Annotated in this window: 7 protein-coding genes; 4 read left to right on the forward strand and 3 right to left on the reverse strand. The window is 36.4% G+C overall.

Annotated features, from left to right (window positions below):
- Positions 1 to 152: 152 nt before the first annotated feature.
- Positions 153 to 2,417, reverse strand: a complete 2,265-nt coding sequence (gene metE, locus HOY35_RS10820; RefSeq protein WP_172213663.1) for a 5-methyltetrahydropteroyltriglutamate--homocysteine S-methyltransferase — start codon at positions 2,415 to 2,417, stop codon at positions 153 to 155.
- Between the two features lie 224 nt (positions 2,418 to 2,641).
- Here metE and HOY35_RS10825 point away from each other — a divergent pair, with 224 nt between their 5' ends.
- Positions 2,642 to 3,022, forward strand: a complete 381-nt coding sequence (locus HOY35_RS10825; RefSeq protein WP_213173275.1) for a DUF1033 family protein — start codon at positions 2,642 to 2,644, stop codon at positions 3,020 to 3,022.
- 51 nt (positions 3,023 to 3,073) lie between these two features.
- Here the strand turns inward: HOY35_RS10825 and HOY35_RS10830 are convergent, their stop codons facing one another.
- Positions 3,074 to 3,799, reverse strand: a complete 726-nt coding sequence (locus tag HOY35_RS10830; RefSeq protein ID WP_172213659.1) for a MerR family transcriptional regulator — start codon at positions 3,797 to 3,799, stop codon at positions 3,074 to 3,076.
- A 1,588-nt stretch (positions 3,800 to 5,387) separates the two neighbouring features.
- Entirely contained in the window at positions 5,388 to 7,298 is a 1,911-nt protein-coding gene (gene mnmG / locus HOY35_RS10835; RefSeq protein ID WP_172213657.1) for a tRNA uridine-5-carboxymethylaminomethyl(34) synthesis enzyme MnmG, read from the reverse strand.
- A 243-nt stretch (positions 7,299 to 7,541) separates the two neighbouring features.
- Here mnmG and HOY35_RS10840 point away from each other — a divergent pair, with 243 nt between their 5' ends.
- The 3 genes from HOY35_RS10840 to HOY35_RS10850 all read left to right on the forward strand — a co-directional run bounded on the left by HOY35_RS10840 (position 7,542) and on the right by HOY35_RS10850 (position 12,993).
- Positions 7,542 to 9,521, forward strand: coding sequence for a DHH family phosphoesterase (locus tag HOY35_RS10840; protein WP_172213655.1), 1,980 nt, complete (start codon positions 7,542 to 7,544; stop codon positions 9,519 to 9,521).
- A 6-nt stretch (positions 9,522 to 9,527) separates the two neighbouring features.
- Positions 9,528 to 9,980: a 50S ribosomal protein L9 gene (gene rplI / locus HOY35_RS10845; protein ID WP_172213653.1), complete on the forward strand. Its 453-nt coding sequence runs from the start codon at positions 9,528 to 9,530 to the stop codon at positions 9,978 to 9,980.
- Between the two features lie 226 nt (positions 9,981 to 10,206).
- A complete protein-coding gene (locus HOY35_RS10850) occupies positions 10,207 to 12,993 on the forward strand; it encodes a cation-translocating P-type ATPase (RefSeq protein ID WP_172213651.1) in 2,787 nt (928 codons plus the stop codon).
- Positions 12,994 to 13,161: the final 168 nt, after the last annotated feature.

Raw genomic sequence — 13,161 nt, forward strand, 5'->3', positions numbered from 1 at the left:
GTTTTAATCTGAGAGAGTAAGCACTTTGGTTTACGATTTTTTACGAGGCAATTTAGTGCTTTTTTCTACGTCGTTAAACGTCTTTGGTTCCACCTCTTTTTTTTACTGCTCTGCAAAATCATTTTATTTAAGTAATTTTTCTTTTTAATAATTTAGTTTTTAAATGCTTTTCGTGCTTCTTTTGCGGCAGAAACTAAATTTTCTAAACTGGCAACGACTTCTTTTTGACCTCGAGTTTTCAAGCCACAGTCGGGATTAATCCAAAGCTTTTCAGCGGGTACTTTTTCCAAAATACGTGCTATTGTTTGTCCGATTTCCTCTGCAGATGGGATACGTGGTGAATGGATATCGTAAACACCAGGTCCAACCTGTGTTCTGAAATGCTTATCCTTTAATGCATCTAAAATGGATAAGTCACTGCGACTCGCTTCAAATGAAATGACATCAGCATCCATCGCATCAATTGCTTCAATAATATCTTCAAATTCTGAATAGCACATATGTGTATGGATTTGAGTTTCAGGCTGGACCTTGGAATGAACTAGGCGGAAGGCAGGAATTGCCCAGTCCAGATATTCGCTATTCCAATCAGTGCGTCGTAATGGTAGCTTTTCACGTAATGCAGCTTCATCAATCTGAATCATTTTAATGCCATGACTTTCTAAATCAATTACTTCTTCTTGAATGGCTAGTGCGATTTGCAAAGTAGAAGTTTTAAGAGAAATATCCTCACGAGGAAATGACCAATTTAAAATGGTCACAGGTCCCGTTAACATACCTTTAACGACTTTATCTGTTAGACTTTGTGCATAGACGGAATCGGCAACTGATAAAGGCTGGATGCGTGCGATATCCCCCCAGACAATTGGTGGTTTTACACAACGTGTGCCATAAGATTGCACCCATGCAAAGCGGGTAAAGACATAACCAGCTAATTTTTCACCAAAATATTCGACCATGTCATTTCTTTCAAATTCGCCGTGTACTAATACATCTAAATCAATTTTTTCTTGAATTCGTATCCATTTCTCTGTCTCTTGATGATTGAAGGCTTCATATTTTTCCCAGCTAATTTCGCCACGCTTATAGCTGAGTCGATTTTTCCGAACCTCTGCAGTTTGTGGGAAAGAGCCGATCGTCGTCGTTGGTAATAATGGTAATTTGAATACTTCTTTTTGAATGCTTTCTCGTTGTTCAAATGCTGGTGAACGCTGGAAATCAGAAGCAACTAAATTTTCTATTTTATTTTGTACCTCTAAATTTGCTTCAAATCGTGAGGTATTAAAGAGAATTTGGTTGTCAGCCAAGGCTGCTTGGTTGTCTTTAAAGAATATTTGGGCTAATTCTTTAATTTCTATTAATTTTTCTTCAGCAAACGCAAAATGTTCGGTGATTTTGTTTTCTAATTCGGTTTCTTGATTGACCGCATATGGTACGTGCTGCAAAGAGCAGCTTGATGAAATCACAATATTATCCTTGCTAGGTAAAGAATTTAAGAGATTAATGGTATTTTGATAGTTATTTACCCAAATATTTTTACCATTGACCACACCTGCAAATAATTGCTTCTCTGCTGGGAAACCATATTTTTTAACTAAGTCGATGCTTTGACGGCCTTCAATGAAATCTAAGCCAATGCCGTCAAAATCAAGGCTGATAACTGTTTCGTAAATATCGCGAATATCACCAAAGTAGGTTTGTAATAATAATTTAGTTGTTTTTTTACTATTAAGGATTGGCTGATAAATTTCAGTAAATAATTGAATGTCTGCTGCCTTTAGGTCAAATACGAGTGCTGGCTCATCAAATTGTAGCCATCTAATGCCTTCGGCTTCAGCTTGGCGAATAATCTCTGAATAGCTTTCCGAAATTGTTGCTTTAATATCAGCTAATTGCTTTTCACCGGTAAACTTTATTAATTTTAATAATGTATATGGGCCAACTAAAACTGGCTTGGTGATGATTCCAAGAGCTTTAGCTTCACGATATTCAGTCAGTAGCTTTTCCAGATTAACTTGAATCTGAGTTGTATCCTCAAATTCAGGTACCATATAATGATAATTGGTATTAAACCATTTTTTCATGCTAAGTGCTTTCACATCGCCATGTTCACCTTGATAGCCGCGAGCAAGAGCGAAATAGCGTTCTAAGGTAGAAATTGGTAATTTTTGGTAGCGCTCAGGGATAATATTTAAGGCAACTGCGGTATCTAATGTTGTGTCATAGAATGAAAAATCATTACTGGGAATATATTGAATACCTGCATTTTTTGCAGCAGTCCAATGCTCTTGGCGTAGCTTTTTAGCTATTTCTAATAATTCGGCTTCATCTAGCGTCTGCTTAAAGAATTTTTCTGTTGCAAATTTGAGCTCACGTAAGCGTCCGATACGTGGATAACCGATAATTGAAGTTGTCATATTTATCATCCTTTTCGTTATTTAATTTAAGCTTATGCTACCATGAAAGCGACCATGTCGGGTAAAACTTATATACTATCCATGGATATAGTTAATAACTATATCAACAAGAGTAGGTATTTTGATAACGAAAATTATTTTATAATTGTGATTTGCAAGCAGATTTCTTTAAAAAAATGATAAATGCTGTTAAAGTACACTTATTAAATGAATTCGGAGATGGTATGATGTATCAAGTCATCGAAATGTATGGCGATAATGAACCTTGGTGGTTTTTTGAAGGCTGGAAAGATGATATTATTGATAGTCATCAATTTAACAATTTAGCAGATGCTTTGTTATTTTATAATCGAAAATTATTAGAATTAAAGTCAACACATGAGATTCATAAGGAGCATGTCGGTTACTTGAATGCTTTTTGGGATCATGATGATGATCGCTGGTGCGAAGAATGTGAGGATTTTTTACAGCAATATTTTGGTTTATTATTGTTAAAAGATGGTCAAGTAATTAATCTAATCTCAAATGATAATGCTCCGGGACTAATCGCCAATTCAAAAAAATATCGATGTTGTAAAATTAATTATGAAAATAACGCCCAATGATAACATTAAGGACGTTATTTTTTTTGCTTTGAGCTACAGCTTTAGCTTAAACTATTTACAGTAGACTATAATTGCTTGATTAATAAATTCGGCCGTGCCGACTCCCCCTACCTTATCAATATTTTCATTCATCTCCCCGCCTGCTGTGTACATTTTTCCAAGTTCAAGTAAAATTTTATTTGAACAGCTATAAAAATGCTGACTAATAAAATCCTGTAATTTTTTTACCTGCTGCTGAGCATCTTTGGAAGCGGGATTGCTTAGCTTTATTTCGCCAATTTGACGAAATAATGCCATAAACTGATTCGTAAGATATTGATTATCAATAGATCCGCGTTTGCTTGCTTTTGCTTCAAATTCTTGAAATTCAGCTGATTCTCCCCAGGCTGCTTTTGCCTGTGCTGTGTAGTCGTCAATTTTTTTTGTATCAAATGCTGAAAAATCCATATTATTTACTCCAATCATTTTTATGCCACGGGCGAACGAAATTAAGCTTTTTAAGCGCTCCTTTTTCATAGTCAGCAAAGTAATTTGCTTTTCCAATACTTGTACTTGATTATAATTAGGATTGTTGATAATTGCTTTAATTTCTTTTAGCGGGAATTCTAATTCTCGAAATAGTAAAATCTGCTGTAATTTTTTGATGGCTTCATCGTCATAAAGTCGATAACCCGCTGTAGTAAGGCGTGTTGGCTTCAAAAGCTTTATTTTGTCATAATAATGTAAGGTGCGTATACTCACCCCAGAAATTTGACTCACTTCATTTACTGTTTTCATCGCTTCATCCTCCTCGTGTTAAGTCAAGTATAAACAATGACGTAAGGTTAGGGTCAACAAAATTATTTACTTTTTTTAAATTATAAATAAAAAAGGCTGAGGCTATACCCTCAACCAGTTAAAATTGTTTATTTAATATACAAAATTTATTTATTTTTTATATTTTAAGTGGTACCTTGATTGAATCCAATTGAAAATACTGAGTATTAATATTAGCCCAACGGCTAGGGCAATGATTAAATCTCCTGTCATAAAATTCCCTACTCTTTCTCTTTTTATTTATAATTAACTTTTAAAGGTCAATCGATTGACCTGACTTGTGAGATTTCTCTATTCACATTATTTTTCTACAATGGCAGAATTTTTTTGTTTGGTATCCATAAACGGAATAATTACTGCCCTCTTAAATTTGTTTATACCAATATATCCTTGAGCTTGCGATGACCTCAGCATTGCTTTCATTTAGTTAGTCAAGATTTGGACTGATATCACTCACATCCCATTGGCACCGATTTTACTTTTAAGCATCTGAGTGATTAGATTGAAGAAGGGTTCCATAGACAAACCGGAGCTTAAAATGCTTTCTCAAGCGTTTAATGCTTCAATCGAAATTAATCTTTTTACCTTGTCTCTTTCCTTTATCGCCAGTGCAAAAACATTTTATTTGATAATAACAATTTTTTTTTATTTATTCAATTAAAACAGTTTGTGGGCATGCTCTAACAGTAACCATTTATAATATGTTTATTGAGCGCTTTAACCAAGCTTTCACAAGGCCTTTTAGTTGCTTGAATTAAAGTGCCTTATAAAAACGAATGATTTTACCGTTTTCGCTAAATACCATTTTTTTGAGAAGCATTGAAAGAAGATAGTGAACAAAGAATTAGAAGTTTTTTTTAAGTCATAAAATATCGCAAACTAATATTTTTAGTTCATGCTGTATTGATAAATTATTATCACATCCAACTTCTAATTCTGATGAGCAATTTTTTTCAGCATTTTTAATTAATCTAGCTTCGGATGCTTGCCGTTGCTTTCTTGTGACATCCATTTATCAGTGATAAGTCAACTAAACCAATAAATTGGCAAGTGTCTTTTATCTTGAAAATGAATTGTCTGCCGTTCGAGGAGATCAAATCAAGCACTCTCAGCTGAATAGCTGCCTCAAATTTCATGCTGAAATTTGAGGTGAGTAAGTGCTATATGAGCCTTTGAATTAAGATTTTTAAAGCGCCCTTTGGTTGCTTGTAAAAAACAGTTCAAATGCATACCTTTGTCACTAGCTGCCTCAAATTTCACACTGAAATTTTCGGTGAGCAAGTGACAATGGCAAAAACCACCGTCAGAAATGACAGTGGTAGATGTTTATGAAAAAGATTAATTATTTGGGATAAGCTAATAATATAGTGAGAAGCTTAAACGAGTCTTAAAAACGCAAAAAAGTATATTTAAATCGCAAATTTATTTTAGAGTAGGACTTTTAATCGGTGTTACAATAGCTAAATTTTTATTGGTTTATGAGAATAAAAAATGTAGTCAGATATCTAAAATATAAATGATCATTTCTCTCTATTTTGAACAGCATAATTTAAGCCTTTTCAATCTCTATTTTTGCAATCTTACCTTGCTCGATATAGACCATAAGAATAGCAATATCTGCTGGGTTAACTCCTGAGATACGGCTTGCCTGAGCAATGGTTTCAGGTCTGATTTTATTTAATTTTTGTCGAGCTTCAGTTGCCAATGAATCAATCGCATCGTAGTCAATATTTTCAGGAATTTGCTTTGCTTCCATCCTTTTAAGCTTTTCAACTTTTTCTAAGGCCTTTTTGATATAGCCCTCGTACTTGATTTCAATTTCGATTTGTTCAATCATCTTGTCATCAAGGGGCTCTGCTGAAGGACCGATAAATTGAATAAGATCATGATAGCTAACCTCTGGTCGACGTAATAAATCAGCGGCTGTCATGGCATCCTTCAGTGGCTTATAGCCCATTGCTTCAATTTTTTGATTTGTTATGGCAATTGGCTTTAATTTTTCTTGATTAAGGCGTTTCATTTCATTTTGAATTCGGTATTTTTTTATTTCAAAGATTTGATAGCGTTCATCATTTACTAAACCGATGTTACGGCCCATATCAGTCAGGCGAATATCCGCATTATCATGGCGCAAAATTAAGCGGTATTCAGCACGGCTCGTTAAAAGTCGATAAGGCTCAGTCGTACCTTTTGTCACTAAATCATCAATTAATACGCCGATATAGGCATCAGAGCGCTTTAAGATGAACTCAGGCTCACCTTTCACCTTGAGGGCAGCATTAATACCAGCGATTAATCCTTGACCTGCCGCTTCTTCATAGCCAGAAGTGCCATTAGTTTGCCCAGCTGTGAATAAGCCACTGATTTTTTTGGTTTCAAGGGTTGGTCTTAGCTGGTGCGGCAATACAACATCATATTCAATGGCATAACCAGTTCGCATTAGCTCTACCTTTTCAAGCCCAGCAATCGAACGTAGGAGGCTGACTTGGACGTCTTCTGGGAGACTTGTTGACAAGCCTTGAACGTAGACCTCTTCTGTATGCCGACCTTCAGGCTCTAAAAAGAGCTGATGTCTTTCCTTGTCGGAAAAACGAACAATTTTATCTTCAATCGAGGGGCAGTAGCGTGCGCCGACACCTTCAACGATACCGGTAAACATTGGTGCTCGATGGAGGTTTGCTTTAATGATTTCGTGACTGCTTTGGTTAGTATACGTAAGCCAACAAGGTACTTGGTCCTTTAGATAATCGCTATCCTTAGATAAAAAGCTAAAATGATTTGGCTTTTCGTCGCCGGGTTGTATTTCGGTTTTTGTGTAATCAATGCTACTCGACTTGACACGGGGTGGTGTACCGGTTTTAAATCGTGCAATTTCGAGACCATGCTGCTTTAAATTATCGGCTAAGCCAATTGATGGCTGTGAGTTATTAGGTCCAGAGGAATATTTTAATTCTCCGATAATAATTTCGCCACGTAATGCAGTACCCGCAGTAATGACAACTGATTTAGCTTGATAAATTGCGCCAGTTGCTGTTTCAACACCGCAGACCTTATCTGCTTCAACCAGGATTTTTTCCGCAAGCCCTTGACGTAAGGTTAAATTAGCCTGCTGCTCAATAGTATGCTTCATTGTATCTGCGTAATAATGCTTATCTGCCTGAGCTCTGAGCGCACGAACCGCTGGCCCTTTACCGGTATTTAGCATTCGCATTTGAATATAGGTTTTATCAATGTTTCTGCCCATTTCGCCACCAAGAGCATCAATTTCACGAACAACAACGCCTTTGGTGGGACCGCCAACAGACGGGTTGCAAGGCATAAAGGCAACCATGTCCAAATTAATAGTTAATAGTAGCGTTTTTACACCTAATCTGGCGCTCGCCAAGGCTGCTTCACTCCCTGCGTGCCCGGCACCGATTACGATTACATCATATTTATCAGCTTGATAAGTTGTGACCATCATTTCTCCTCTATTAGTATTCAAACATCAAAAAAAGCGCAAAATCCCCCTGAATGAATTCAGAGAAACAAGCACTTTCACTACTTGATAAGTATAAATCAACAAAAATATTTTAGCATACTATAAAAAAAAATCAATTACTTTTGGTTAATAGTAAAGGAAAAATAAATTTGAAAGCGGTCTCCGATTTTTTAATATAGCTAGTTGTGTTATAATGTAAAAATAAAATGTTGAGGAGGCGTCATGAAAAAAAGTGAATTTTCAAAAAATCAAGTGATTTTGTTATTCATTCTCACTTTTATTATTGAATGTTTCGGTATTTGGTTTTTACCGAGTAATTTGTGGCGGATTTTTTGGTTTTTTCTCCTAAGTTTAGCAATGGCATATGTTGCCTTTAGAGTTTATAAAGAATTAGTTTTAGAAAAAGACGAAGTGATTAATTACACTAATCAACATGCGCAGGAGGCAATGAAGGATGTTTTAGAAACATTGCCGGCTGGTATTGTACGCTATGATCGAGAAACAAAAGATATTATTTGGATGAATCCATATACGATTTTGGCTTATTCAGACACAGATGGTCAAATGACTAAAGCGGATGTTGAGATGATTTTTCAGCTGATTGAAGATGGACAGTCTATTATTACAATTGGTGATAAGCAATATTATTTTTATGTTCACGAGCAGGAAGGTTTAATTTATTTTTTAGATGTTTCTGGCGAGCAAAGAATCAAGCAAGAAATGTCTATGCGTCAATCAGTTATCGGCATTATTCAAATTGATAATTATGATGACGGTACTGAAAAAATGGATGAAAAAGAAATTTCAGTCATGAATAGCAAAATTACTTCAATAATTAGTGACTGGGCGAGAGAAAATAAAATGTTTTACCGTAAGATTTCGGCAGAAAAATTTTTCTTTTTTTCACAGTATCGTTCGTTAGAAAAAATGATGAATGAAAAATTTCCGATTTTGGAAGAATTTAAAACGATGGCTAAGGAATCAGAAACACCTTTTACCCTATCAATTGGTATCTCATATGGTATTGGTAATACAGCCAATACAGGCGACGTTGCAATTAATAATTTGGATGTTGCACTTGTTCGTGGTGGAGATCAGGTTGTTGTCAAAGAGGATACTGAAAGTGCCAAACCGATTTACTTTGGCGGTAAGACTGCTTCAGTTGTTAAGCGTACTCGGGTGAGAACTAGGGCAATGGCAACAGCGTTAAAAGGTATTATGCAAGAAAGTGACCAAATTTTTGTCATGGGTCATAAGATGATGGATATGGATGCTTTTGGATCAGCAATTGGTGTTGCATATTTGGGCCGAAATCTTGGGAAGCCTGCTTATGTCATTTATGATGAAAATCAGGAATTGAAGGATGTAGGTCGTGCCAAAGCGCTCTTGAATGATTCACCACAAATTTTTGATAGCTTGATTTCACCTGAGATGGCCAATCAAAAAATTACTGAAAATAGTTTGCTTGTGATGGTTGATCATTCCAAACCAAGCTTGACTTTAAATGAAAAAGTTTTTCAGGCTTTTAGTAAGGTTGTGATAATTGATCATCATCGTCGTGGGGATGAATTTCCAAAAAATCCGTTACTGAGCTATATTGAAAGCGGCGCAAGTAGCGCCTCTGAGCTAGTAACAGAGCTGATTCAATTTCAATCACGAAGCGAATTGCGACTTAGTCGCTTAGAAAGTACGATTTTACTTGCCGGGATTATCGTAGATACTAAGAATTTTATGGTCAGAGCGACTTCAAGAACCTTCGATGTCGCAAGCTTTTTAAAATCAATGGGTGCAGATACTAATCAGGTACAAAATTTGCTGGCTAATGATTTAGATAATTTCTTAGAAATTAATCAATTGATTAGTGCAGCCAAATTCATTAGACCAGATACAGTAGTTTCCTGTGGCGAGGATAGTAAAATTTATAACTCTGTGACGACTGCCAAAGCTGCTGACACGTTATTGTCTATGTCAGGTATTAATGCTTCCTTTGTGATTACACGTCGTGATCAAAATACTGTGGGAATTTCCGCAAGGAGTCAGGGCTCAATTAATGTTCAATTGATCATGGAAGCAATCGGTGGTGGTGGTCACTTTAATAATGCAGCTGTTCAATGCTCAGATCAGACTGTCGAGGCGGTTAAAAATCAATTAGAAGAAATTATTGAGGATAAGGCAATTGAAATATATGGAAATGAGGATTAAATCATTATGAAAGTAATTTTTTTACAGGATGTTAAAGGAAAAGGCAAAAGAGGGGAAGTTAAAGAGGTACCGACTGGCTATGCGAATAATTTTTTATTAAAAAAAAATCTAGCTAAAGAAGCGACAGCTCAAGCGATGAGTGAGCTAAAGGGTCAGAAAAAGGCACAGGATAAAATAGAAGCTGAAAATCTAGCGGAAGCTAAGCAGCTAAAAGCTGAGCTTGAAAAAGAAACAACCAAAGTAGAAATCAAGGGTAAAATTGGCAAGGATGGTCGACTATTCGGTTCAATCCCCTCCAAAAAAATTGTTGAGGCTTTAAAAAGTCAATTTGATTTAACGGTTGATAAGCATAAAATTGATCTGCCGAGTCCGATTAAAACATTGGGAGTTACTAAGGTATCCGTTAAATTACATAAAGACGTTACTGCAACGATTAAAGTTCATGTTGTTGCAGAATAATTCTTGTTTAAATTATTAATATTTGATATATTTTATTAGGTATCAGCCATAAGGGAGTAACTGGCAGGGCCAAGGGAAAAGAACTTCTTCTTTGGTTAGCTGTGATAATGCCGTCAACACGATTATATCCGGTGTTATCTTAAATGGTGAGACTTGTGTAGATTATCTACCAAGTCTATTTTTATCTCTGTATAAAAATGGACTATATTCATTTTAGGAGGAAATAATGTCAGAATTAGAGCGTAAGGCGCAATTAAAAGAAGCGTTTTATACCCAAGAGACAACAGAGGTATTAAAAGCACTTGAAACTTCAAGAAAGGGCTTAACCTCAAACGAAGTTAAGCAGCGTTTGGAAACATATGGTCCTAATGCGCTTGATGAAGGTAAAACGAAATCATTGTTTGTTAAATTTTTAGAGCAATTTAAGGATTTAATGATTATTATTTTATTAATCGCAGCTGCTCTGTCAGTAATTACCAGTGGTGGAGAGGATATTAGCGATGCAATTATTATTCTCGCAGTTGTTTTAATTAATGCCATTTTTGGTGTCATGCAGGAAAATAAGGCTGAGGCAGCGATTGAAGCTTTAAAATCAATGTCATCACCAGCTGCTAGAGTACATCGTGATGGTCATACTGAGGAGGTCAAATCAACCGATTTGGTACCCGGGGACATCGTTTCTTTAGAAGCAGGTGATGTTGTACCGGCGGATATGCGTTTATTAGAAATTAACTCTTTAAAAATTGAAGAGGCAGCTTTAACAGGCGAGTCTGTGCCAGTTGAAAAAGAATTAATTGTGCTGGATGACTCGGAAACACCGATTGGTGATCGTTTGAATATGGCATATCAAAATTCTAATGTCACCTATGGTCGTGGCTTAGGTGTTGTTACTAACACTGGTATGTCAACAGAGGTTGGTAAAATTGCCAGTATGATTGCTCAGGCTGATGAAACTGAAACGCCTTTGAAACGCAATTTAAATCGCTTGTCTAAAGTATTAACCTATGCCATTTTAGTGATTGCTGCTGTTACCTTTGGTGTTCATTTACTTCGTGGTGGTCAACCCTTAGAAGGCTTAATGACTTCAGTTGCTTTAGCGGTTGCAGCGATTCCAGAGGGCTTGCCAGCGATTGTAACGATTGTTTTAGCCTTAGGTACTCAGGTTTTAGCTAAACGTAATTCAATTGTTCGTAAACTGCCAGCAGTTGAAACCTTGGGCTCAACTGAAATTATCGCTTCTGATAAAACTGGAACGTTGACGATGAATCAAATGACTGTTGAGAAGGTTTACTCTAATGGTCAATTATTTGCCGCAACAGAAGAAATTTCAGCGGATGACATGACTCTAAAGGTGATGAATTTTGCTAATGATACTAAAATTGCCCAAGATGGTAAACTAATTGGTGATCCGACCGAAACTGCGCTTGTTCAGTATGGGATTGAGCATAATTATATTGTTAAAGATGAGCTAGTTGAGGAACCACGTATCTTAGAATTACCTTTTGATTCAGATCGTAAGCTAATGTCAACGATTCATAAACTTGCTGATGGTCAATATTTAGTTGCGACTAAGGGTGCACCAGATCAATTAATTGCGCGTTCTACAACGGTCTTAGAAAATAATCAAACAGCTGTTTTAGATTCGGCGAAGCGTGATGAATTATTAGCTTTAAATACTAGTTTGGCAAAGCAAGCACTACGCGTTTTGGCGATGGCATATAAAATCATTGATCATGCGCCTTCTGCTGAAGAACTGACATCAGAAAATATTGAAGCAGATTTAGTTTTTGCAGGTTTAGTAGGGATGATTGATCCTGAACGTAAGGAAGCTGGTGAGGCTGTACGTGTTGCTAAAGAAGCAGGTATTCGCCCAATTATGATTACAGGTGACCATCAGGATACTGCTGAAGCAATTGCGGTTCGTCTTGGTATTTTAGAAAAAGATCATGCTGGGGATGCAGTCTTAACGGGTGCACAGCTAAACGCAATGAGTGATGAAGAATTTGCTAAGAAAGTTAGTCATTATTCTGTTTACGCTCGTGTTTCGCCAGAGCATAAGGTGCGAATTGTTAAGGCATGGCAAACTGAAGGTAAGGTTGTTGCCATGACAGGTGATGGCGTGAATGATGCGCCTGCTTTAAAGCAAGCTGATATTGGTATTGGAATGGGAATTACTGGTACTGAGGTATCTAAAGGGGCATCTGACATGGTGCTTGCTGACGATAATTTTGCGACAATCATTGTGGCGGTTGAGGAAGGTCGTAAGGTCTTTTCAAATATTCAAAAAACGATACAATATTTGCTCTCTGCTAATATGGCTGAAGTGTTGACAATTTTCTTAGCAACTTTATTTGGATGGGATGTTTTACTGCCAGTCCATTTATTGTGGATTAACCTAGTAACAGATACCTTCCCAGCGATTGCGCTTGGTGTAGAGCCAGCTGAGCCGGGAGTAATGAATCAAAAGCCTCGTGGTCGTAAGGCAAGCTTCTTTTCTGGTGGCGTTTTAGGCTCTATAATTTATCAAGGCTTGCTGCAAGGCGGCTTGACGCTTGGTGTATACGGCTTAGCACTATTGAAGCCAGCACATACAATTGCTAATACAACACAAGCACAAGCAACAAAATTAATGGGAACAATCGGCGGAGAAATTTCAGATTCGCTTGCGACACATTCGGATATGATTAGTGAATTACAGCATGCGGATGCCTTAACAATGGCGTTTGCAACCTTAGGCTTGATTCAATTATTCCATGCCTTTAATGTGAAATCAGTTTATCAATCGATTTTCACTGTTGGTCCTTTTAGGTCTAAGACTTTTAACCTTTCAATTATTGTTTCGTTTATCTTATTGATGGCAACGATTGTTGTACCAGGCTTTAATAGTATTTTCCATGTCTCGCATCTTAATATAACGCAATGGACAATTGTAATTGTCGGTTCCTTCTCAATGATTATTATTGTAGAAATTATTAAGCTAATAGAGCGTAGTCTCGGTTTGGATAAAAAATAAGTTTTATAAAAATTTAATAATTTTTTAGGCTGGGATAATCTCCCAGCCTAGTTTATATCATATTTATAAAATTAGGGTAAATTTTTATATTTCTTTTGAAAACATTTGCAATTAATCAAACTTACTATATAATGGTAAAAGTTGAAATGTAGAATAATTACTACTTAT

This window comes from Enterococcus sp. MMGLQ5-1 (assembly GCF_013155265.1).
In the GTDB taxonomy this organism is placed as follows: Bacteria; Bacillota; Bacilli; order Lactobacillales; family Streptococcaceae; genus MMGLQ5-1.

What these genes read in the sequence shown, in the direction of transcription:
- metE (WP_172213663.1), bottom strand. Translation starts at nt 2,417, where the DNA reads ATGACAACTTCAATTATCGGTTATCCACGTATCGGACGCTTACGTGAG.
- HOY35_RS10840 (WP_172213655.1), top strand. Translation starts at nt 7,542, where the DNA reads ATGAAAAAAAGTGAATTTTCAAAAAATCAAGTGATTTTGTTATTCATT.
- HOY35_RS10850 (WP_172213651.1), top strand. Translation starts at nt 10,207, where the DNA reads ATGTCAGAATTAGAGCGTAAGGCGCAATTAAAAGAAGCGTTTTATACC.
- mnmG (WP_172213657.1), bottom strand. Translation starts at nt 7,298, where the DNA reads ATGGTCACAACTTATCAAGCTGATAAATATGATGTAATCGTAATCGGT.
- HOY35_RS10825 (WP_213173275.1), top strand. Translation starts at nt 2,642, where the DNA reads ATGATGTATCAAGTCATCGAAATGTATGGCGATAATGAACCTTGGTGG.
- HOY35_RS10830 (WP_172213659.1), bottom strand. Translation starts at nt 3,799, where the DNA reads ATGAAAACAGTAAATGAAGTGAGTCAAATTTCTGGGGTGAGTATACGC.
- rplI (WP_172213653.1), top strand. Translation starts at nt 9,528, where the DNA reads ATGAAAGTAATTTTTTTACAGGATGTTAAAGGAAAAGGCAAAAGAGGG.